Annotated in this window: 21 protein-coding genes; 5 read left to right on the top strand and 16 right to left on the bottom strand. The window is 35.2% G+C overall.

Annotated elements, in window-relative coordinates; translation table 11 throughout:
* Positions 1 to 279 precede the first annotated feature (279 nt).
* Positions 280 to 909, bottom strand: a complete 630-nt coding sequence (gene udk, locus FNL60_RS04005; RefSeq protein WP_002276314.1) for a uridine kinase — start codon at positions 907 to 909, stop codon at positions 280 to 282.
* Between the two features lie 218 nt (positions 910 to 1,127).
* Here udk and FNL60_RS04000 point away from each other — a divergent pair, with 218 nt between their 5' ends.
* Both FNL60_RS04000 and FNL60_RS03995 read left to right on the top strand, forming a co-directional pair.
* On the top strand, positions 1,128 to 2,108 hold the full coding sequence (locus FNL60_RS04000) for a Gfo/Idh/MocA family protein (RefSeq protein ID WP_002279997.1): 981 nt from the start codon (positions 1,128 to 1,130) through the stop codon (positions 2,106 to 2,108).
* Entirely contained in the window at positions 2,105 to 3,187 is a 1,083-nt protein-coding gene (locus FNL60_RS03995; RefSeq protein ID WP_002279996.1) for a DEAD/DEAH box helicase, read from the top strand. The genes FNL60_RS04000 and FNL60_RS03995 overlap by 4 nt, the downstream gene beginning before the upstream one ends.
* 192 nt (positions 3,188 to 3,379) lie before the next feature.
* Here the strand turns inward: FNL60_RS03995 and FNL60_RS03990 are convergent, their stop codons facing one another.
* Positions 3,380 to 5,020 carry a phosphoenolpyruvate carboxykinase (ATP) gene (locus tag FNL60_RS03990; protein ID WP_002264337.1) on the bottom strand — a complete coding sequence of 547 codons (1,641 nt, stop codon included), beginning with the start codon at positions 5,018 to 5,020 and terminating at the stop codon, positions 3,380 to 3,382.
* Positions 5,021 to 5,338: 318 nt separating this feature from the next.
* On the opposite strand from FNL60_RS03990, the gene FNL60_RS03985 reads away from it, so the two are divergent.
* Entirely contained in the window at positions 5,339 to 5,995 is a 657-nt protein-coding gene (locus tag FNL60_RS03985; RefSeq protein ID WP_002269623.1) for a Pr6Pr family membrane protein, read from the top strand.
* A 64-nt stretch (positions 5,996 to 6,059) separates the two neighbouring features.
* Here the strand turns inward: FNL60_RS03985 and FNL60_RS03980 are convergent, their stop codons facing one another.
* The 8 genes from FNL60_RS03980 to FNL60_RS03945 form a co-directional block, all read right to left on the bottom strand.
* A complete protein-coding gene (locus tag FNL60_RS03980) occupies positions 6,060 to 6,668 on the bottom strand; it encodes a DUF6287 domain-containing protein (protein WP_002270553.1) in 609 nt (202 codons plus the stop codon).
* Positions 6,669 to 6,747: 79 nt separating this feature from the next.
* A complete protein-coding gene (locus tag FNL60_RS03975) occupies positions 6,748 to 7,224 on the bottom strand; it encodes a GNAT family N-acetyltransferase (protein ID WP_002268969.1) in 477 nt (158 codons plus the stop codon).
* 78 nt (positions 7,225 to 7,302) lie between these two features.
* Positions 7,303 to 8,130, bottom strand: coding sequence for an alpha/beta fold hydrolase (locus FNL60_RS03970; RefSeq protein ID WP_002279995.1), 828 nt, complete (start codon positions 8,128 to 8,130; stop codon positions 7,303 to 7,305).
* A 28-nt stretch (positions 8,131 to 8,158) separates the two neighbouring features.
* On the bottom strand, positions 8,159 to 9,994 hold the full coding sequence (lepA, locus tag FNL60_RS03965) for a translation elongation factor 4 (protein WP_002262717.1): 1,836 nt from the start codon (positions 9,992 to 9,994) through the stop codon (positions 8,159 to 8,161).
* Between the two features lie 248 nt (positions 9,995 to 10,242).
* Positions 10,243 to 10,371, bottom strand: coding sequence for a hypothetical protein (locus tag FNL60_RS10550; RefSeq protein WP_002262718.1), 129 nt, complete (start codon positions 10,369 to 10,371; stop codon positions 10,243 to 10,245).
* 34 nt (positions 10,372 to 10,405) lie between these two features.
* Positions 10,406 to 10,636: a hypothetical protein gene (locus FNL60_RS10460; protein ID WP_018110186.1), complete on the bottom strand. Its 231-nt coding sequence runs from the start codon at positions 10,634 to 10,636 to the stop codon at positions 10,406 to 10,408.
* A gap of 129 nt (positions 10,637 to 10,765) precedes the next feature.
* On the bottom strand, positions 10,766 to 12,517 hold the full coding sequence (gene gbpC / locus FNL60_RS03950) for a glucan-binding protein GbpC (protein WP_002279994.1): 1,752 nt from the start codon (positions 12,515 to 12,517) through the stop codon (positions 10,766 to 10,768).
* 162 nt (positions 12,518 to 12,679) lie between these two features.
* On the bottom strand, positions 12,680 to 12,964 hold the full coding sequence (locus FNL60_RS03945) for a helix-turn-helix transcriptional regulator (protein WP_002262720.1): 285 nt from the start codon (positions 12,962 to 12,964) through the stop codon (positions 12,680 to 12,682).
* A gap of 315 nt (positions 12,965 to 13,279) precedes the next feature.
* Here FNL60_RS03945 and irvR point away from each other — a divergent pair, with 315 nt between their 5' ends.
* Both irvR and FNL60_RS03935 read left to right on the top strand, forming a co-directional pair.
* Positions 13,280 to 14,173: a LexA family transcriptional regulator IrvR gene (gene irvR, locus FNL60_RS03940; RefSeq protein WP_002272311.1), complete on the top strand. Its 894-nt coding sequence runs from the start codon at positions 13,280 to 13,282 to the stop codon at positions 14,171 to 14,173.
* A 78-nt stretch (positions 14,174 to 14,251) separates the two neighbouring features.
* The gene (locus FNL60_RS03935; RefSeq protein ID WP_142366348.1) at positions 14,252 to 14,545 is read left to right on the top strand and encodes a hypothetical protein; all 294 of its coding nucleotides are present in this window, start codon (positions 14,252 to 14,254) and stop codon (positions 14,543 to 14,545) included.
* Positions 14,546 to 14,642: 97 nt separating this feature from the next.
* On the opposite strand, the gene FNL60_RS03930 is transcribed toward FNL60_RS03935, so the two are convergent.
* The 6 genes from FNL60_RS03930 to cas9 all read right to left on the bottom strand — a co-directional run bounded on the left by FNL60_RS03930 (position 14,643) and on the right by cas9 (position 21,222).
* Positions 14,643 to 15,020 carry a type II toxin-antitoxin system HicB family antitoxin gene (locus FNL60_RS03930; protein WP_002269450.1) on the bottom strand — a complete coding sequence of 126 codons (378 nt, stop codon included), beginning with the start codon at positions 15,018 to 15,020 and terminating at the stop codon, positions 14,643 to 14,645.
* 17 nt (positions 15,021 to 15,037) lie between these two features.
* The gene (locus FNL60_RS03925) at positions 15,038 to 15,229 is read right to left on the bottom strand and encodes a type II toxin-antitoxin system HicA family toxin (RefSeq protein WP_002265423.1); all 192 of its coding nucleotides are present in this window, start codon (positions 15,227 to 15,229) and stop codon (positions 15,038 to 15,040) included.
* Between the two features lie 96 nt (positions 15,230 to 15,325).
* Positions 15,326 to 15,988 (bottom strand): type II-A CRISPR-associated protein Csn2, encoded by a 663-nt coding sequence (gene csn2, locus FNL60_RS03920; protein ID WP_002263546.1) that lies wholly within the window; start codon positions 15,986 to 15,988, stop codon positions 15,326 to 15,328.
* Positions 15,978 to 16,322 carry a CRISPR-associated endonuclease Cas2 gene (gene cas2, locus FNL60_RS03915; protein WP_002263547.1) on the bottom strand — a complete coding sequence of 115 codons (345 nt, stop codon included), beginning with the start codon at positions 16,320 to 16,322 and terminating at the stop codon, positions 15,978 to 15,980. Before cas2 ends, csn2 begins: the two co-directional genes overlap by 11 nt.
* Positions 16,319 to 17,185 (bottom strand): type II CRISPR-associated endonuclease Cas1, encoded by an 867-nt coding sequence (gene cas1 / locus FNL60_RS03910; protein WP_002280231.1) that lies wholly within the window; start codon positions 17,183 to 17,185, stop codon positions 16,319 to 16,321. Before cas1 ends, cas2 begins: the two co-directional genes overlap by 4 nt.
* Positions 17,185 to 21,222 (bottom strand): type II CRISPR RNA-guided endonuclease Cas9, encoded by a 4,038-nt coding sequence (gene cas9, locus FNL60_RS03905; RefSeq protein ID WP_002280230.1) that lies wholly within the window; start codon positions 21,220 to 21,222, stop codon positions 17,185 to 17,187. Before cas9 ends, cas1 begins: the two co-directional genes overlap by 1 nt.
* Positions 21,223 to 21,569: the final 347 nt, after the last annotated feature.

Here is a 21,569-nt window from a genome sequence, read left to right as displayed (position 1 = left end):
CTCAGAAACCCAAGCGAGATGTTTTTTCTTCCCGCTTGGTAAGCCAAACAGGACTAATGCTTTTGCATTAGCCCTCACACCTCAACAACAAAGCGTCATTTCGTGTAAACATTTGACTTTTTCCTTTCGATGTATGTTGTTAACATCATACCTTTTTTTAGAATGATTGTCAATAGAAATCAGGAAATTTTCTGAAAAATCAAACAATGACTTTTCAATTGAAAATTCTAAAATGAAGTTAGCCACTTAAAGATATGAAAAAACACAGTCTAAGCTAGATTAATGTGTTTCGTTTAAAATACTGGCCACTTTGGTATTGATTAAATCAATGGCAACGAGATTGCTGACACCTTCTGGAACAACAATATCAGCATAGCGCTTGGTTGGTTCAATAAATTGATGGTACATAGGTTTAACAACTCTTGTATACTGCTCAATAATGCTATCTAAACCACGACCGCGCTCTTGCATATCACGTTTAATTCGGCGAATAATACGAATGTCATCATCGGTATCAACAAATAATTTAATATCCATCAGGTCACGCAAACGCTGATCTTCTAAGACAAGAATGCCTTCAACAATAAAAACATCTTGAGGCTCTTGACGATAACTCTTTTCACTGCGTGTATGCTGTGTGTAGTCATAAATGGGAATATCTACCGGACGATCAGCAATTAACTCTTTCAAATGATTGATCAGTAAGTCTGTTTCAAAAGCCAAAGGGTGATCATAATTAGTTGTTACACGCTCTTCAAAAGTCAGATGACTCTGATCCTTATAGTAAGAATCGTGTTCAATCATAGCAATTTTAGCATTGGGGAAGTTGGCCAAAATAGCCCGTGAGACACTGGTTTTTCCACTACCAGAACCGCCTGTTACACCAATAATAATCGGTTTTTTTCGCATAATTAAAAGATAGAGACAAAGATACAATCAAAACAGCTCTTGCTAAAAATCCTAATGTCTAAAGGATTGATAAAAATAATCAGGCAGCTTGACCTACTTTAAAGCTAAAGCTCTTTATCTTTAAATTTCCTTTCTTATTGTTAAAAACTATATTCTTATTTATTTTACACTAAATCATGATATAATGAAATAAAAATCTAAAGATTCGGAGGCGACCTATGCTCAAACTTGGTATTATTGGGACAGGATCCATTTCGCATCAGTTTATTGAAGCAGCTCAGCTCAGCCAGCACTATCAATTAACAGCGGTTTATTCACGAAAATTAGAAACAGCAGAAGCTTTTTCTGCACGTTATCAAAATATTGCCTGCTATGATATGCTAGATGACTTTTTTAACGATGCTTTTGATGTTCTTTATATTGCCAGCCCAAATGCCCTTCATTTTGAACACGCCAAATTAGCATTAGAAGCTGGAAAGCATATTATTGTTGAAAAGCCGGCTTTCTCAACTCCAGAGGAGTTAAGCAATATTGTCCACTCGGCAGAAGAAAAACAACTGTTCTTTTTTGAAGCTGCTCGTAATTATCATGAAGAATCTCTCCTTCTTATTAAGGAATTCCTATCCCACAAAACAGTTATCGGGGCTGACTTTTCCTATGCTAAGTATTCTTCAAAAATGAAGGATTTACTGGCAGGCAAGCTGCCCAATGTTTTTTCAGATAAGTTTTCAGGAGGAGCTTTAGTTGATTTGGGAATTTATCCTATTTACGCTGCTATCAAACTTTTTGGAAAGCCTAAAAGTGTCAACTACACAGCGACACAATTGGAAAACACCATTGATTTGAACGGCAATGGCAATCTGATTTATCCTGATTTTCATGTTTCCATTAGGGCAGGAAAGAATTACAACACCTTAGAATACGCTGAAATTTATACCAGTGAGGGAACTCTCCGACTGAATCATATTCAAGGAATCAGCTCTGCTATTTTCCAAAAACATGATGGTAGCCGCGAAAAATTAGCCCTTCCTGACATTGAACACCTCATGTTGGAAGAAGCAAAGCACTTTGCTGAAATGATGAACAATAAAAATGAGGTCATTTACCAGACTTGGTTAGAGGATACTAAAACGGCTAGTCAAATTCTCTATCAGATGCGTCAAAGTGCCGGTATTGTATTTGAGGCAGACAAAAAATGAAAACACAATTTCCAAGCGTTTGGCAAGATAAACTCAGCCAAAAACATTTTTCAGCATTTACGACCATTCAAGAAGCTGCTTTTGACCCTATTAAAAATGGTAAGAGTCTTCTTGGTATCAGCCCCACTGGTAGTGGTAAGACCTTAGCCTATCTTTGGCCTAGTTTACTCACTCTCACACCTAAAAAAGCTCAACAATTGCTCATTCTAGCTCCTAATACCGAGTTAGCTGGACAGATCTTTGAAGTTACCAAGGAATGGGCTCAACCTCTTAATTTAACAGCTCAGCTTTTTTTATCAGGTTCCAGTCAAAAACGACAAATTGAACGTTTAAAAAAAGGACCAGAAATTATCATTGGCACATCTGGGCGTGTCTTTGACCTTGTGAAACTCAAAAAGATTAAGATGATGAACGTTAATACAATTGTTCTAGATGAATTTGATGACTTACTTGGTAAATCTCAAATTCACTTTGTTGAAAATATTGTGAAACGTGTTCCTCGTGACCATCAGATGATTTATATGAGTGCAACAAATAGCATTGATAGAACATTTTTGACTGATGATACCCTTGAGATTGACTTATCAAAACAAACGGTAGACACCATTTCTCATTATTATATCACTGTTGCTAAGCGTGAACGTGGAGAATTGCTGCGTAAATTTTCTAACATTCCTAACTTTAGGGGACTTGTTTTCTTTAACAGGCTGTCAGACTTAGGAGCCAATGAAGAGCGTCTACAATTTAGCGGTGCTTCTGCTGTTTCACTTGCCAGTGATGTTAATATTAAATTCCGCAAAGTCATTTTAGAAAAATTCAAAAATCATGAAATCTCTCTATTGCTGGCAACAGATTTAGTAGCGCGCGGCATTGATATTGAGCTTCTCGAAACAGTTGTCAACTTTGATTTACCAAGAGATAAAGATGCATACAATCACCGTGCCGGACGAACAGGACGCATGGGAAAAAATGGTATTGTTGTTACCTTTATTAGTCATCCTGAAGAACTTAAAAAACTGAAAAAATTTGCACACGTTTCAGAAGTCTATCTTAAAAATCAGATTTTACATAAAAAATGAAAACAGAGTTGGTGATTGCTCTGTTTTCATTTTTTTGATAGATTTGTTCAAAAGCCGCCTATTTTTTATCACTTTTCTTAAGCAGTAAGGGGAACGGCTGCTGTTAGCGGCTCGACAAAGACTAACGAGCAAAAAAGAAGGCAATCAATAGAAGAGAAATAGATTTACGAGTAAGCTTAATAGCAATACTAACTAACCTAAATTAGCCAAGACATCTTTCAAATGTGAGATTGCTTCATCAGGCAAAGACAATTTAGGATTTTTTCGATTAAAAGCTTCCAAATATTGCAATCGGATTTTCATCCGTTGGCGGATAATTTTGACATAAGCCTTATCAAAATTAGGAATCTTATAGTGAGAAGAAGAAAGGTACTCAAAACCTTTAACGGAACCAAAAGACTCAAATTTTGCAGTACCATCAACCACTTGTTCAATAACATCCAACGTAGTCTCTTTAGGAATATCTTGTCCCAAATAAGAACCTGTATTGATAATATAACAGTTTACTCCTGATTCAAATAAATGTTGAAACTTAATATAATCTTCCACCAATGGATAGACACGGAAAGGATTAGCATAAGGTTCAATAATTAACGCATCTAAACTGTCAGTCGTATTTTCAGCCGTTGATCGCGTCGTAACCAAAGTACACCCCATAATTGAAGCCATAATAGGGTCGGTAACCCTAATAAGAGGTGGTAAAGAATCATCCTTCATTATCCAAAAAATGGACTGAATAGGGTGATTAATACGATCCACACGGTTAGGTGTTGAAAAACGAGACTTAATGGTCCGGCCATTTCCATTTCTGATATCCTCAGTAACAAGGCGAAGATGCCCTTCCTTATCCAAAGCCGCACCGCAATTTTGAACCGCTACAAAATACTTCTGTTCGCGATGACCAGCTGGGTAGTCATTTGTCTTATCAAAATAAGCAGGCTCTAGGGCAATTGTTGAGCCGTCCTCTTCAGAAATAACAAAAGCGTCATCATGCAAGACATCTATCCGATATTTCCCATTATGTTTAGCATGTGTGAGAGTTGACTTGCCAGAACCAGATAGGCCAAAAAAGGAGGCCACATAAGGTTTTTGTCCTTCTTTTTCAAAAATTTTCAAACCACCATGACAGGCAACATATTTATTACGATTAGCTGTTCCCCAAGCCAAAGTCAAGGTTGCTTTTTTTAATTCTCCAAAATAATGGAGTCCCAGAATAGCAGCACAATTGTGATTGGTATCAAAATAAACCAAACCATCTGGATAATCAGGATGACTCCACTCTGGATCAGAAAAAATATAAATATCAGTCTCTTCATAGCGTTTTGATTTCTTTAAACGCTCACGATAAGTATCATTAAGAACTTGAAAATTATTAAGCCAAGAGTAGAGATTATTAATATCATCTTGTGGTACCATTAGATGAGCACGTAACATAAAAGCTTCATCAAGCCCTACAACTGCATCTGCGCGATAAAAAGTACGATGCCTAGCCTGAAAAATGGCTTCACGAATAATTTGAAGAATTTTTGCGTCTTCTTTACTATCCTGTCCAAAAATTCGACGAGCCTTGGCAGTACGTCCAACAATTCCGCCTGAATTTTCCAATAAAATTTTTGCATCTTTCGGAAGACCTAGATCCTCAGCATGAGCAACGGGTGTATCTAAAACAATAGTGTTAGGAGATTTTGCAGCTAACCGATAAGCTTCTGCCAACTCCTTCAAAGGCACCACATGATTTTCGTAAAAAGCAGTTTCAATAGTAGCTTTTAATGCTGAAAAATAAGAATTGTTTTTACGCATTGAATCTTCTGAAAAATGTTGGCGTGTAACCATATTAATTCCTCCCAAATAAAGTATTATTCTTCATTATTATATCATTTTTATGTAAACGCTGTTATTTTAAGATAAAAGAAAAACTCAAAAAACACGTTCCCATTCATGTTAATTATAGCTAGTGAGCAGGTTCTAGGAGTTTAAGAGAGTGAAATGCACATTATGTTCTAGCTGCTTATTTTAAATTTTTTAGAAAATTCTGTCACATCGTCTCATTTCTACAATTGCTTTAAGGTCTTCATTTTACAAAGTTTTTACTTACAGGTCAATGAAAATATGGTATGATAATAAAGGTTTTGTCCCTTAGAAAGGTTTATCATGTCCAAAACACAAGCTTTCAGAAGTCTGATTGCCCTTTTAGGTCTTATCGGCGTCAGCATTCAAATCAAACAATCCGGTTGGGGAATGCTCCTTTATTATACAACTCTTTCAAATGTCATTGTCTTTAGTTTTCTGACCTATCTTGTCATTAAAGAAAAGCGTAACGGTTCTATCAATTCCAATCCTAAGCTCTTACGCCTCAAGGGTGGTGTAACCATGACAATTATGATTACTTTTATGGTCTATCATTTTTTATTAGCACCTAAGGTAAGATCTTACGATTACTACACTATTCGCAATTTCCTTGTTCATTACATTGTTCCTCTTAGTACTATTTTTGATACCTTGATTTGTGATCGTCGCAAAATATATCGTTGGTTTGACCCTATTATCTGGACCTGTCTTCCCTTACTTTACTTTGGTTTTGCGCTTATCAATGGACTTCTCTTAAAATGGCCAATCCCTGGTACTGCTGATAGTCCCTTCCCATATTTTTTCATTAATATGAATAAATACGGAGCACAGCAAGTGTTAATCAATGCCTTGGTTATTGCACTACTGTACTTACTCTTTGGCTATATTCTATTGGGAATCAAGCAAATGATTGGTCAAAAGAGGCAAGTGACTGACAATTCCTCTTTGAACATGTCCTGATTTTTTCAATTAAACCTAAAAACACAAAAAAGTGAGATTTCATTTCCTCACTTTTTTATATTGCTTAATTTTCAGATTTATAGAAAATTCCCTTGCTGAAATCATCGCTGCCAAAAGTCGTTTGCGAGCTGATATAAAGACGATCACGAGAAGTATCTGAGGTATCACTATAACCTGTCGTAAAGTAATTTTCAGGTATTGCTGTCCCGCCTTTAACAAAGAGCAAATTATAAACCACTGTACTATCTGCTGAAGTCAAAGTTGCTTGATACAGGCCATCATTTGTTGCCTGTCCAGATGAAATGGTGAAATCCGTTGCATTTTGGATAGTGGCACTTTCAAGACCACTTGCATTAAACTTAAGCTGATCGCCCAGTTCATTTTGCCAAGTTCCCGCAGCTGAACTGTAATCTCCTGTAGCAATAGTTGTTAAATCAAACTTAGATGTTGCTTTTGAAGAGGAATCTGCTTCCTTCTTTTCTTCTGGATCCTTCTTAGGATTAACAATATGTGTCTGTGTCTTTTCTTTATTTGCTGTTTTCTTTGTATTTGTAAAATAGGCTGAAATAAAATAAACGGCTAAACCAATAATAATAAGAGTAATACCCGTTAATAAAATACTAAAAACAGCCTTCTTTTTTGATTTCCTACGGCTAGCACGACGTCTTGGCATGAGAATCCCTCCATCTTCTTATTCTACTCTTCTTATTTTACACAATTTTTCATGAAAAAAATAGTGCTTTAAAGGTTTTTTAAAGAATTTTCTCCATTTTCGTTTCTCTGGCTTTTAATCCTTGACGTTCATAAAAAGCCAAGGCTCCTTTATTGTCGTTCCAGACATTAAGAGTAAGATCATAGCAGCCCAATTTTTTCGCATACTTTAAGGCAAATTCAAAAAGCTCCTGACCAATCTTTTGTCCTCTGGCTTCTTTTGATACACATAAATCATCAATAAAAAGAGTTTTCAAGGGTTTTGATACCGAAGATCCCTCAGTCTCCTTTATAACCAAAAATAAATGCCCTAGGACTCTATTTTTACCATCCGTATAGACAAAAATAGGTTTTGACTCATCTTGTAAAAGTTCCTTCAATTCTGTTTCAGAATATTTACTTCCCTTGTCTGTATTCTTAAAGAGATCTGGGCGAACCGTTTGATGAACCTGAAAAATCTGATTTAAAAGCTCTTTCAGAACAGGAATATCTGTAACTTGTGCCAATCTAATAGACATAGAAGTCTCCTTTTTCTTTTATATCTTTTGAAACTTAGTATCAAAAAGCAGCTGTCTAGCTTCTACCTCTTCTATTTTTTACAACTTTTCATGATTTGACAGCAGTTGTTCAGCTTTTTCTAAAATGGAATTTGTTTCTGACCAGTGCAAATAATGATGCTGACCACAGAGAATAAGTTTTGTCTGTGTATGCTTATTTAGGTATTCAGATTCTAAATATTCTTTCTCACGAAAAGACTCCGAAAAAACAATAGAAGGAACTTTTTCAGAAATAACAGTTTTAAAATCCTCTTCTCCTAAAGCAAGCCTTATTTTAAAATCAGGCAAAGACTGGACATCATTTAATCGTCTCTGACAATAATCATAGCCCCGCCACAACTGCTTAAACTGTTGAGAAGAAAAATGAGAACGACTAAGATCTTTAAGGTAGTTAAGCCTATCAGCTGCTGTTTTTAATTTTTGCCGCCGCAGGGCCAATTGAGGATAAAGATCCGAAGAAAAACCCGCACGATAAATCATAGCAGTCGTTGGTTCCAGCCCAATAAAGCCTAAACAAGCCTTTGATGATTGATTCATTATTTGCAAAGCTGCAAAACCGCCAATGCTATGAACACATAAAAGATACGATTGGAATTTAAAGTGTTCAAAAATCATTAAAATAGCATTGACCCAATCTCTGAGTCCAACATTCACTTGATTACTAACAGGACTGTAGCCACTATTGGGGGCATCTATGGTTAATATGCCAATGCTATCAGGCAATTTGTCAATAATATTAGCAAAATTGTCAGCCGTACTGAAAAAACCAGCACCGCTTAAGAAGACAAGACAGGGATTACCCTCTCTGTGACAAGTATAAATCGGACCAAGCAAAGTATTAACCATTTCTTTATTAAGTGCTGCCATTGCAATCTCCTGCTGCCACTATTAAAAACTATTTTTTCTTATCGTCATCATCCATGGACAGAACGCTGAGAAAGGCTTCCTGAGGGACCTCAACTGAACCAATTGATTTCATCCGCTTTTTACCAGCCTTTTGTTTTTCCAAAAGTTTACGCTTTCTGGAAACATCTCCGCCATAACATTTAGCAAGAACATTTTTCCGCAAGGCCTTAATATCGGAACGCGCCACAATTTTTTGACCGATCGCTGCTTGAATGGGAACTTCGAATTGTTGCCGCGGAATGATCTTCTTCAACTTTTCAACAATTAATTTCCCCCTTTCATAGGCAAACTCTTTATGGACAATGAAGCTAAGCGCATCAACTTTATCACCATTGAGCAAAATATCCATTTTTACCAGCTTAGACTTGCGATACTCAGAAATATCATAATCAAAACTAGCATAACCACGGGTAGAGGATTTTAGTTTATCAAAAAAATCAAAAACAATTTCAGCCAAAGGGATTTGGTAAATAACATTGACTCGGTTATTATCAATATAATCCATAGTCACAAAGTCGCCGCGCTTACGTTGTGATAATTCCATGACAGCTCCCACATACTCTTGCGGCACCATAATCTGGGCTTTAACGTAAGGTTCCTCAATACTATCAACCTTAGTTGGATCAGGAAATTCAGATGGATTAGAAACCTCAAGCCTCTCCCCATCTGTGGTATAAACATGGTAAACTACAGATGGCGCTGTCATAATGAGATCAATATTAAACTCACGCTCCAATCGCTCTTGAATGACATCCATATGCAAAAGACCTAAGAAGCCACAACGAAAACCAAAGCCAAGGGCTTGAGAAGTCTCAGGTTCAAAGTGAAGACTGGCATCATTAAGCTGTAATTTCTCTAGGGCTTCACGCATGTCATTATATTTGCTGGAATCAATAGGATAAATTCCTGCAAAAACCATGGGATTCAACTGCTTATAACCATGCAAAGGTGCTTCGGCAGGGCAGTCCGCCAGAGTCACTGTATCACCAACACGAGTGTCTGCCACTGTCTTGATTGAAGCAGCTAAATAACCTACATCACCCGTTGCCAAAAAGTCACGATTAACAGCCTTAGGAGTGAAAATTCCTACTTCTGTCACGTCAAAAGTCTTGCCATTGCTCATGAGTTCAATTTTATCTCCGGGTTTGACCATACCATCCATGACCCGAATTTGCAGAATAACGCCGCGATAAGCATCATAGACAGAATCAAAAATAAGAGCTTTGAGTGGGGCTTCAACATCCCCCTTTGGAGCTGGTACTTTTTCCACAATTTGCTCCAAAATCTCTTCAATTCCGATGCCTGCTTTGGCGGAAGCCAAAACAGCTTCACTAGCATCCAGTCCAATGACATCTTCAATCTCAGTGCGCACACGTTCAGGATCAGCTGCTGGCAAGTCAATTTTATTGATAACAGGTAAAATTTCCAGATCATTATCTAAAGCCAAATAAACATTGGCTAAGGTCTGCGCTTCAATACCTTGTGCAGCATCTACCACCAAAATGGCACCTTCACAGGCTGCCAAAGAACGTGACACTTCATAAGTAAAGTCAACATGTCCTGGCGTGTCAATCAAGTGAAAAATATAAGTTTCACCATTTTTAGCCTTATAATTAAGCTCAATCGCATTTAATTTAATGGTAATACCACGCTCACGTTCTAAGTCCATGCTGTCCAAAAGCTGAGCTTGCATTTCTCTGCTAGAAACAGTTTCTGTCTGTTCCAAAATACGATCTGCCAGCGTTGACTTCCCATGGTCTATATGGGCAATAATAGAGAAATTACGAATTTTCTCCTGACGATTTTTAAGTTGTTCTATAGTCATTTTTTATCCTTGTTAAAATTAATCAGTAGCTTTATTATAACAAAAAAGACAGGGGCTTACCATAACCTTATCCTGTCTTTATATTATCTAACAGTCGTTCTAAGACAAAAATCCAGTCTCTTTTAAATCTATCAGACTTAGCAGTTTGACGCAGTAATTAATTGAAATTCTCACACTTTGACTTATAACCTTAATCCTACAAGATTGAAAAAGCAATGAGCATATCTTATAAATCATTTTATAAATCATTAGTAGTTCTGATCATATTCAGGAAATGCTTCATCAAAAAATTCTGTTATATCTTTAGAATAAGTGAAATCTAATCTTTTACTTTCAAGTTCAGTCACTATCAAATGTTCTAATTCTTGATCTGTCATAATACTTTCCTCTAGCTTCACCTACTAATATTTTTCAATTATTATTGAAAATTCCTATATTTTGCATATCAAACAACGATAGCCCATTTAACCTCACTATAAAATCATAGGATCTTTTTGGTGAACTCAAAATCTCCATAATACTTATAGTGAACTTACCCATCACAAAAACCACAAAGAGCGGAATAAAAATCGGTAGATCGTAATGAAATTGTGATTTCAATTCTGCTGTCCCACCTCCGCAAAATTGACTAGGTATTAACAAGAACTGCTGCTCAAGCCTTTAACAGTTCAGTAGACTATTAAAGGCTTGAGTCTAATCTAATCAACTACTATACAATAAAAAGGGCGGAACACTTTTTTGTCCCAACCTCTTTTTATAGAAATTAACACTCTAGTTTTCTTTTTTTCTAGCTGCAATCAAAGTAGCCGCAGCAAATGCAGTTGAAATAACACCAAGAGTAGCTAAACCATTTTGTTTAGCAGCCCCAGTATGTGGAAGAGTCGGTTGATAATCACGCTCTCTAACACGCATTTCTCCTTTTCTTGCCGTTCTAAAGCTTACTGACTTAGCTACGACAGGTGATTGAGGATCCTCTGGTGTTTTTGGTTTTTCTGGCGTTGGTTCATCAGGAGTTGTTGGTGGTGTCACTGGAGGAACTTCCTCAGTTTTAGTTTCAACAACAAGATTTTTATGCCAAGTCACAGTAAGTTTTTTCAACTCTGGTTTTTCTGGCGGTGTTGGTTTAGCTCCCGGATCTTTAGGCACAGCTACAGCTGAATTAGTCGCAAACCAAATGGTTGTTGGTAAGTTTTGATCATTACCACCAACAGTAAAGGTGAAGGGTTCTCCCTTGTAAGTCATAGCACCTGCACCATAATAAGCCGTCGCAGCACGTGGCGTTCCATCAGCATTGACAGCATCCCAGCCATCTGCTCCATCACCATTAAAGGTTGCACCATTAGCTTTATATTGGTTGTCCTTAGCCGAATAGATTTCATTTCCATGTAAGTCAACAGATGAGCCCGGTATTTTAACGAATTCATTATCCCCAAGGTTTACTTTTTCCACATGATCGCCATACTTAGTCGTCCAATGATTTAACGATGAGAGACTCATAATGGCATTATTGCCGCTTAAATCGATTTCATTGCCATTTTCATCATAAAAAATAATTTGCATCGTCACACTGATTTTATCATTTCTGCCAGCATTAGATGTCTGTGCACCAATGAAAATTGTCTTAGTTGGATCATGGAACAAATTGACCAGTGCACTGCCTTCATTATTCGTTGAACTATTGAGAGTATAATTAATCTTTACCTTACTAATCTTTTTATCATTATATTTTGAATTAACGATATTATCGTAGGTAACTGAAATCTGATCTCCCACTTTCATTTTGAACCAAGTATCTTCTTTTGGATCATATGGATTTGCTTGGGTAAAATCAGAAGCTGTATAATTATCAGTATTATATTGCTGAAGAATATCTTCAGTTGCATGTTTTTGACGTGCTTCTTTTGTTAGGTACTGATTAACACCCTCAATAGAAAGTTTTGCCTCAGGTTCATTAATAAACACAAGTCCTTGGGCTTTTTCAACACGCCCAGATGCCAAACCTTGTGCAACTTCTTTTTTATATTGCTCGTAAGCTGCCTTTTGAGCTTCATACTCCTTGACATCAGACTGATACTTTTCAAAATCTTTATTATATTGTTCTTGTTTTTGAGGAAATTCAGCTTTTGCCTTTTGATAATCAGCTACCGCTGTATTAATTGTTTGTGCCTGTGCTTTGTTATCTGCATCTGCAGCTTCTACCGAAGGCTGTTTTTGAGCTTCAGTTTCAGTGACTTCTAAACCTTCCTGATTAGCATTAGCCTTAGCATCTTCCAATTCTTTAGAAGTAACTTGAGACGTTGTCGTTGTTGTATTTCCTTGTGTGTGACTTTCGACAACAGCTACAACAGGAGACTGTTCTTTTTCTGTTGCAGCCGGTTCTGATGCTTGTGTATCAGCAGTAGGTGCTGCAACAGTATCAGAATTTAATTGAGTTGATGCTTCATCTGCAAAAACATTCGTTGCTCCAAAAGCCGCCAAAGCAAGGCTGCTTAGCAAAGTAATTTTAGCAGTTTTCGATTTCATAAAAACCTTCCTTTATATTATTAATTCATAAGAATACAATTTTAATTATAACAATAAAAAGACATTTTTTCAAAGAATAAGACTCATAAATTAAAAAATAATGTCTTTTTTATTACAAATTTTCACTTAAAATAGTTCCAATTGAAACCAAAGTGCTTTCTCTTATCTATTATTCTTATTTTTGAATTTCTGTTTTAAATCGGAATTTTTACCAAAAAAAATAGAGTCTAAACTGATATCATAGTAATTGGCCAAATCATTGGCCAGTTGAATGGGAATTTCAGAACTATCTTCTTCATAGCTTAGCAGAGTGTGTTGAGGGATTCCTAGACAATCAGCCACCTCTTTGGGACTTAAACTATAATTCACTCTGAGAGCTCGCAATGTCAACTTCTCCACTTCTGCATCCCCTTTCAACTTACCATTTGATTCCCATACAAACTGCATAGGAATCATTACCTAAAAATAGCAGTATTATTCATATGAAATACTTTTAATTTCAAAAGGCAGATTAATTAAGAAAAAGGGAACCTAATCAATCATCTTAACCACCACAGATTTTAAGATTTTGAAATTAATAAGGTGAAGATTATATTGTAGTTAAAATTTTACCTTTATGAAAGCTATTTTTAATAAGAATATTATAATTCGTTTTAAAACGGAAGTCAAGTATTTTTTTCTTAAAAACTATTTTTCTATTTACATTTATAGATGAAAGCGATATTATGTAATTAAATGATTTTACTTTAAGGAAGGTGAAGCATGGGACGCGGTAAATTAACTCCACAAGATTTAGAAGCAATGAAGGCTATTTCTGCCAATCTTCAAAGACTTCTAGCTGAGAGCGGAATGAAACAATCTCACTTAGCCACTATCCTTAACATTCCTACAAGTAGTCTTAATGAATATGTTAAAGGAAAGAGTTTGCCAAAAATAGGGAATATTCAAAAAATCGCAGATTACTTTGGTCTCCAAAAATCCGATATTGACCCTAGATTTGCAAGTAAAAAGGACTCTTCTACTCTTGATAAAATTAATCATATTGCCAAACAATTAGAAATGAAGAGACAGATAAAAGTCTTAGATTTCTGTTACCAACAATCAAAGGAACAAGATGAAACAGCAAGCTTATCTGCCAGTGATGAAACGACTGATGATAAAGTTGCTGACAAATCAAATCATACGCAGTATCAAAAGGTTGTTGATTCTTTTATTGCCAAAGAATTAAACGATCAGACAATTATTCATTGGGATAATGTGATAAAAGCTAAGGATTTGTATCAAACCTTTGGACGTCAATACGAAAACATTCAGATTTATGGTGAAGTTTCAGCTGGTACTGGTATCTGGGTTGGACATGAAAAACAAGAAACCATTAAATACCCAATACCAATTCCAGAACATGATATTGCTCTTACTGTCAATGGTAATAGTATGGAACCTTTATTTTACAACGGTGACGTTATTTTTGTTAAAAAGACTAAAGCTATCCATCACGGACAAATTATCGTTGTTATTGTAAATAATGAGGCATATGTCAAAAAACTCTACCGAAAAAACAAAGAAATTCGACTCATCTCATTAAATCCAGATTATGATGACATCATTTTAAAAGAAGATGATACAATTGAAGTCATCGGAACGGTCATTACCTAAAAATTAAAGAAAGTCCCATAAAAGACACTTGAATTATTGCTTCAAGTGTCTTTTGCTTATTTAAAAATCTTTCGCATAATGCGTTTTAGTAAATCAGTAACTAACATGGCTCTAAAACATGTGCCGCCTTTACGGATTATATATGCCGATTTTGGAACCATTCGAAACAACACAGCTCTAAAACAGCCTGTGTTACATGAGTTTGAATTAACAGGTTTTGGAACCATTCGAAACAACACAGCTCTAAAACCTCAAGATTATCGTCTTGAGCTGGCTTTTCGTTTTGGAACCATTCGAAACAACACAGCTCTAAAACCTCGTGGACCAATTTTCGTCACGACATTTCGTAATCGCGCCATTCATCTCAGCTAGAATTCAGCTTCAAATAATTCCTTTTTAAAAGGTTTTGATTGCTTATATTATACCTCAAAAATCGCTAGAAATCAATCTTTCTAGCGATTTTATTGTTTTATAATTGTAGTTTCTTTTCCAAAGCCTTTGTTAATACTTCAGAATAATTCACTTGATCACGATCTGCTAATTGTACTAGCCACTCAGGTACGGTAACATTCTTTCGAATAGCTTTGTTATTTTTGAGATAAGGATTAGGATCTGCTTGAATCATAGTTGCAAAGCCATCTTCAACAGATAGTTTCCTTATCTCACTTGGATTAGGCAGTTTCATTCCCTCATCTAGATAGGAGGCCAATACACTTTCTAACATCTGACGAGCGTTCTTCATGGCTTCTTCCAAATCTTCCCCTTGCGTACCACCGCCAAATTCAGGAAATTCAACCCAATACCCTTCCTCTTCCTTATGAAAAATTGCAGGATATGATTTTAACATGACAACTTCCTCCTCTATCATAATAAATTTAAATCCCTTAAGAGTTTCTTTTCAAGACCAATTTTAAGCACTTTATTTCCATGAATGGGAATCGTCACAATATAAGGTACTCCATCTTTCTTGAAATGATGATGACTTCCTCTCACCCGAACTTCTTCCCATCCATTGTTTATCGCTAATCTAGCTAATTCTTTCCCTGTTAATGGCAAATAACATTTCTCCTTTTATTTTATACGCATTATACGCATTTGTCAATTCATAATAGAAGATAGCCCCTGATTTAGAAACTATCTTATTATTCGTATTTAGTTGTTGCTTTCTGTTATCAAGAAATAATCTTCATCTAAAATATATTGAGCAAAACCATCAATTTTACGGGGTTCAAGAAATAAAACAACCATATCGGATAAGTGAATATATTCTAGAATTTGCGCGATTTCTTCTCTTTTAAAATAGGATAAAGTATTGATAAAAACGAGAAGCTTCTTTTTATTTAGATACTTATAAACTTGAAGGACTTCAAACATTTTTTCAAAAATGGTATCACTTTGTGTTTCAATTTTGACGCCTAAAGCTTTGATTAACTCTAAAATAGTAATCTCATCATATTCTAAGTCCAATTCATTTTCTAAACATTCATAAGCAATTAATTCCGTAATGGTATTTGCCAGTTTTTCAACCATAGACTTAACCTCTGGTTTTTCATTAAACTGATTTTCTAAATCAGCGTGAACCAACTTCAGCAAGGACGGGGCATTGACATCATAACCTAAAATATCTGTCACAAGCATTAACTCAGATGGTTTCAGACTCTTAAATTTTCTATTAAAAAATTTAAGTTCACTATCTTCATCATATTGATAAAGATTTCTCACCATTTGAGCAAAAACTTGCACATCTTCTAATACCAAAATCGTAGATTTTTCAAGAGTTATTGGTTCATCCAATATAGGAAAATTAAGTTTCATCAGGAAAAGCCTCCCCTAGAAAGACCAGTCGTGAATCCGAATTAGCAATGCTAGTATCACGCTCACCATTCAGGTAAATCATACGGGCAAACTGCTTTTCAGTCACGGTCAACAAGGTGATATTGCCCTTCTTTGGATTATTCTCCTTCAAGCGGGCAATCATGGCTGTATTGGCAGAGTTATTCAAAAGCAGCTTGCTGTATACTGAAAACTGATGCATGATGAAACCTTCGCTCAGTAAAAATTTCCGAAATTTACGATAAGCTTTGCGTTCCTCAGCAGTATCTGTTGGCATATCAAACATTAAAATCATTCGCATATATCGGTAACTCATATCCTAAACTCAGGAACTCCTTTCCCATCATTATTCAGCGCCTTGATTACCTTTTTGGTATAATCGCTGACAATATTTGTCAAATACATCTCCTTATTATTATAAAGATAGGTGTCTGAAAACATGCTGAATAGCTCACGTTTTATTTTAATAAAAGAGTTATTTCGATTTTCATAAACAATACGGTCAACAATTGGACGAAAAGGCTCCATAATATCACTGGCAAAGTTAAACTGATTGAATTGGTTGGCATGCTTGAGACCAAATTGTGTCATACAGCCAGATACAACCACTTCACGCGCAAACATACTTAACAGCAGCGTATAACCATAGTCAAGACCTGCATTAATATCATTATCTTGTTCTCTGAAAAAATCATTTCCAAATAAGGTATTGAAATAAATCCGCGCAGAATGTCCTTCTCGATTACTAGGGTCAAAAGGCTCTAAGTCATGATATAAATCCATAATTGACTGAGATTTTTCAAAATAAGAACATTCTCCCAAATAACATGACTGATTCAAAATCTTTTGAGCGATGATTGTTGTCCAAACATCACACTTTACCTCTTCTGCCCAAGAAATCTGATTGTTTAGCTGCAAACTGGAATCATGTCGCGCATAGTAAGGCATGAGCATAGCTGTTGGCAAACGTTTATCATCACAAAAAATGAGCAAAATATTCTCATCAACCAAACGCTTGACTAGCATAGTTGACAAAACAATATCTGTTGTCTCAAGTAATAAGATGTCAATCTCAGACAGATGAATCATCTCTGTCTGATAAGTATCTTTAAAAATCAAGTGGTTGTTCTTATAAGACAACTTGGAATGCGTATTAACAACCACTGTCCGCCAGCCCATTAGTCTCCTCCTAACTTACTGAGATCAATCCGCGTTTCGTAAAGACCGGTGATGGATTGGTGGATGAGGGTGGCGTTGAGAATTTCAGTAGTTGAAGTATATCGTTTTCGATCAATATTTTTATCAAAGAATTTAAAAGTAGCCGGTGCTCCTATAGCAGTAAATGTTAATAAGTTGATAAATGAACTTGCTAATTCTTTAAGATCTTCACCATTATTTTGTGCATATAATTCTTTGATTTTTTCTAAATTTCCTTCTGCTAAAGTATATTTTTTAGAAAAATTTGACACAACATCTAGCAACTCCTTAAATTCATCTTTATGTTTATCAACATAGTCCAAATGCTTTGGTTCATCAACTTTATGAATATTTTTAGCGTGATAAAGCAAGGTTCCTAAATGATTTGGCAAAACGATTTCATTTCCCTTTTGAAGTTCCCTAGCACTTGCCAATAGCCTTTTTCGTCCGTTTTCTAGTTTAAATAAACTATATTTTGGTAACTTTATAATATTTTCTTCTTGAACATTTCGATAGCCTTTTCGCTCAAGAAAAGCAACTGGATCCCTTTCAAAAGTCATCTTTTCCATAATAGTGACACCAACTAAGGCTTTGACTGTTTTCAATTTTTTAGACTTACCTTTTTCAATATCAGCAATAACTAAAATAGAATAAGCAACAATCGGGCTATCAAATCCTCCATATTTCTTGGTATCCCAATAAAATTTCTTCGTTTTTCGAGGAATAAGCTTGTCAGAATTACCTTTCGGCAAGATAGATTCTTTAGAAAATCCTCCCGTTTGCTCCTCTACTTTCTTAACAATATTAACTTGTGGATAAGAAAGCACTTTTTTAATATTAGAAATATGCTCATCTTTTTTCCAGATAATTTCACCATTTTTATCAGTACGGACATCATCTTTTTTAAAGAAGTTCATAATATTTGAATAGAAAAATTTCTTAGCAGTTGCTTTATTTTCTTTATGTCCATGAAAATGAGGATAATCCCCATAAACAAATTCAGGTTCCAATTGTGGGTAAACACCTAGTAAAGCCTTTCCAATTACAGCATTGAGATAGGCATCATGTGCATGATGATAGTCATTAATTTCACGCACTTTGTAGAGTTCAAACTCTTTACGGAAATTGGAAACAAGATTTGATTTCAAGGTCACAATTTTTACTTGACGAATTTTCTTGTTGTTTTCATCTGTTTCTGTATAAAATCGTTCATCCAGAATACGTGCTACATGTTTGGTAATTTGTCGTGTTTCTACTAATTGACGCTTGATGAATCCAGCTTTATCATCGTCGGTCAATCCACCTCGTTCAGCTTTTGTCAAATTATCAAATTTACGTTGTGTAATAAGCTTTGCCGAAAGTAGCTTACTCCAATAGGATTTCATTTTACGAACAACATCTTTACTTGGTACATCATCCGATTTTCCACGATTTTCCTTTGAGCTAGTCAATACTCTATTATCAATAGAATTATCCTTGATAAAAGCTTGCGGGATAATATGGTCTATATCATACTGGCTTAGATAATCAATATCCAATTCTTCTCCAGTATACATATCTCTGCCGTTTTGTAAATAATATAGAAACAATCTATCATTTTGTAACTGTGAATTCTCAACCGGATGTTCTTTAAGAATTTGACTTCCAAATTCTTTAATAGAATCTGTCAAACCTTTCAAACGTTGCTGTGAATTTCGCCGTCCCTGTTTGGTAAACTGGTTTTCACGCGCCATCTCCACGACGATATTTTCAGGTTGATGTCCCATAATTTTGACAAGCTCATCAACAATCTTCAAGCTTTGTAAAATTCCTTTTTTAATAGCAGGGCTGCCAGCAATATCACTAACAACTTGATTTAGATTGTCTGTTTCTCCAATAACTTGTGCCTTAGCAATCTCTTCTTTGAAAGAAAGAGCATCATCGTTAATCAGTTGCATAAAGTTCCGATTGCTATTGCCATCATCAATGAGATAATCAAGAATTGTTTTTCTGCTTTCTTTATTGCGAATACCATGAATTAACTCAGCTGATAATCTTCCCCAACCAGTATAATGACGTCTTTCCAGCTTTTTCACTTGTTCTTTGGTCAATAAATCACTGTAATTTTCTAGACGTTTTCTAATCATTTCTCTATCTTCAAATAACGTTAAGGTCAACACAATATCTTCTAAAATCTTTTCATTCTTTGAATTATCGAGAAAATCTTTATCTAAAATTTTACACAAATCATGATAAGTTCCATAAGAAGCGTTAAATACTTTATTTTCTTTATCCAGACCTGTTAAATCAACAATACGAAATTCATCAAATTCTTTTTCAAGGAAATCCATTAATTTATCTTTAGTTACTTTTCGATAAACCTTAAATACGCCATCAAAGATTTCTTGCTTCATATTGGCATCAAAAAATGCTGTTTTTCCTTGCTCTGTTTTATATTTAACCTTTGTTAATTCATTGTAAACAGTAAATTTTTCGTATAATAAACTATGTTTAGGAAGAACTTTTTGATTTGGCAAGTACAAATCATAATTTGTCATACGATTGATAAAAGCTTCTGCAGAGGATTCTTTATCAACGATTTCATCAAAATTCCATGGTGTAATTTTATCAGCCGATTTCCGACTTAACCAAGCAAAATCACTTTTTCCGCGCGCTAATGGACCAACATAGTAGGGAATACGGAAAGTCAATATTTTCTCAATCCTATCTTGATTGTCTGCTAAAAACGGATAAAATTCAGCCTGTCTACGAATGATAGCACGCATTTCTTGAAGATGAATCTGATGTGGAATAGAGCCATTGTCAAAGGTACGTTGCTTTCTTAGAAAATCTTCACGCTCAATTTTATCAAGGAAATAGCCACTTCCCTCAATCTTATTTAATAGACCTTTAAGGTATTTATAAAAAGCTTCTTGATTTGTTTTCCCATCAATATAACCCGCATAGCCGTCTTTTGAAACATCAGAAAAAACTTCGTTATATTTATCTGATAATTTCTGACGAATGAATTGTTTAAGCTGAGCTAAATCCATCTGATGTTCATTATATCGCTGAATCATCGAAGCAGATAAAGGCGCTTTGGTACTAACATCAGTAACTGTTAAAATCCCTGATAAAAGGATACTATCATACAGTTTCTTTGCTGATAAAAAGAGCTCTGCGTAATTATCTCCAATTTGAGCTAATAGTACTTCTAACTCTTCTTCATAAGTATCTTTAGAAAATTGCAATGGTGCTTTCTCTTCTAATTCAAAATGCTTTTTAAAATCAGCTTGATTACCAACAATTAGTTTTAGAAATTCTGCAAAGCGGCCATTAGACTTTTCATTAGGAAAAAGTTTCAAAACTCTATCTTTCTTAGCAGACTTACTGATTTTATCAGTCAGAATTTCCTCAACTTGAACATTTTGCTCCTGAAGCGAACTATTCTCAAAAGTATTATCATAGACTGCTAAAAATTCTTGAAACAGTCTTTGTACATCATTATTGCGTGTATCAAACTTTCCTTCAATTAAAAAATGGCCTCTAAACTTAATTATATGTGCCAAAGCCAAATAAACTAAACGCAAATCAACCTTTTCTGGATTATCCGCAAGATATTGCCGCAAATGATAAATGGTTGGAAAATTTTCATGATACTTAACTTCTTCTTCAAGATTCCCAAAAATGGGATGGCGCTCTCCTCGTTTATCCTCAGTAACAAGAAAAGAATCCTCTAAACGATGAAAGAAACTATCATCTACCTTGCTCATTTCTTCTGCAAAAATCTCTTGCAAATATAAAATACGATTTCTACGACGTGTATAACGACGGCGAGCTGTACGCTTTAAACGTCTATCTGCTGCAGTATTCCCGCTATCAAATAATAAAGCGCCAAGCAAATTTTTCTTGATATGACTTTTATCTGTATTTCCCAGAACCTTCATCTTCTTAGCAGGAACCTTGTAGTCATCTGTCACAACAGCCCAACCAACAGAATTGGTTCCAATATCAAGTCCAATAGAGTAAGGTTTTTTCATAAATGTCTCCTTTGAAAAAATGTCCTTGCAAAAAAGCAATAAGTATTATACAATAATTGTGTTGGAATCATTCGAAACAACACAGCAAGTTAAAATAAGGCAGTGATTTTTAATCCAGTCCGTACACAACTTGAAAAAGTGCGCACCGATTCGGTGCTTTTTTATTTGCTTTACTGTAAGCGTTTCTATTATACCACTATCTACGAAATATTTTAACAATATAAATGAAAAAATATAGAAATATTTCTGTATTTTTAAAATGTAACTAAGCTTTGTCCGATTTCAAGAAAAAACGTTTAAAAATTTTTAGTTTATCAAATCAAAAAATTGATGAAACCAGTCTAAAA

Origin of the sequence: Streptococcus mutans, assembly GCF_006739205.1 — a bacterium.
GTDB lineage: Bacteria > Bacillota > Bacilli > Lactobacillales > Streptococcaceae > Streptococcus > Streptococcus mutans.
The sequence above is the reverse complement of the archived record's forward strand: the minus strand, read 5'-3'. Positions and strand labels throughout refer to the sequence as shown.

Excerpts from the sequence above, each read along its gene's own strand:
- udk (WP_002276314.1), bottom strand. The coding sequence starts at position 909 with ATGCGAAAAAAACCGATTATTATTGGTGTAACAGGCGGTTCTGGTAGT.
- FNL60_RS04000 (WP_002279997.1), top strand. The coding sequence starts at position 1,128 with ATGCTCAAACTTGGTATTATTGGGACAGGATCCATTTCGCATCAGTTT.
- FNL60_RS03995 (WP_002279996.1), top strand. The coding sequence starts at position 2,105 with ATGAAAACACAATTTCCAAGCGTTTGGCAAGATAAACTCAGCCAAAAA.
- FNL60_RS03990 (WP_002264337.1), bottom strand. The coding sequence starts at position 5,020 with ATGGTTACACGCCAACATTTTTCAGAAGATTCAATGCGTAAAAACAAT.
- FNL60_RS03985 (WP_002269623.1), top strand. The coding sequence starts at position 5,339 with ATGTCCAAAACACAAGCTTTCAGAAGTCTGATTGCCCTTTTAGGTCTT.
- FNL60_RS03980 (WP_002270553.1), bottom strand. The coding sequence starts at position 6,668 with ATGCCAAGACGTCGTGCTAGCCGTAGGAAATCAAAAAAGAAGGCTGTT.
- FNL60_RS03975 (WP_002268969.1), bottom strand. The coding sequence starts at position 7,224 with ATGTCTATTAGATTGGCACAAGTTACAGATATTCCTGTTCTGAAAGAG.
- FNL60_RS03970 (WP_002279995.1), bottom strand. The coding sequence starts at position 8,130 with ATGGCAGCACTTAATAAAGAAATGGTTAATACTTTGCTTGGTCCGATT.
- lepA (WP_002262717.1), bottom strand. The coding sequence starts at position 9,994 with ATGACTATAGAACAACTTAAAAATCGTCAGGAGAAAATTCGTAATTTC.
- FNL60_RS10550 (WP_002262718.1), bottom strand. The coding sequence starts at position 10,371 with ATGACAGATCAAGAATTAGAACATTTGATAGTGACTGAACTTGAAAGT.
- gbpC (WP_002279994.1), bottom strand. The coding sequence starts at position 12,517 with ATGAAATCGAAAACTGCTAAAATTACTTTGCTAAGCAGCCTTGCTTTG.
- FNL60_RS03945 (WP_002262720.1), bottom strand. The coding sequence starts at position 12,964 with ATGCAGTTTGTATGGGAATCAAATGGTAAGTTGAAAGGGGATGCAGAA.
- irvR (WP_002272311.1), top strand. The coding sequence starts at position 13,280 with ATGGGACGCGGTAAATTAACTCCACAAGATTTAGAAGCAATGAAGGCT.
- FNL60_RS03935 (WP_142366348.1), top strand. The coding sequence starts at position 14,252 with ATGCGTTTTAGTAAATCAGTAACTAACATGGCTCTAAAACATGTGCCG.
- FNL60_RS03930 (WP_002269450.1), bottom strand. The coding sequence starts at position 15,020 with ATGTTAAAATCATATCCTGCAATTTTTCATAAGGAAGAGGAAGGGTAT.
- csn2 (WP_002263546.1), bottom strand. The coding sequence starts at position 15,988 with ATGAAACTTAATTTTCCTATATTGGATGAACCAATAACTCTTGAAAAA.
- cas2 (WP_002263547.1), bottom strand. The coding sequence starts at position 16,322 with ATGAGTTACCGATATATGCGAATGATTTTAATGTTTGATATGCCAACA.
- cas1 (WP_002280231.1), bottom strand. The coding sequence starts at position 17,185 with ATGGGCTGGCGGACAGTGGTTGTTAATACGCATTCCAAGTTGTCTTAT.
- cas9 (WP_002280230.1), bottom strand. The coding sequence starts at position 21,222 with ATGAAAAAACCTTACTCTATTGGACTTGATATTGGAACCAATTCTGTT.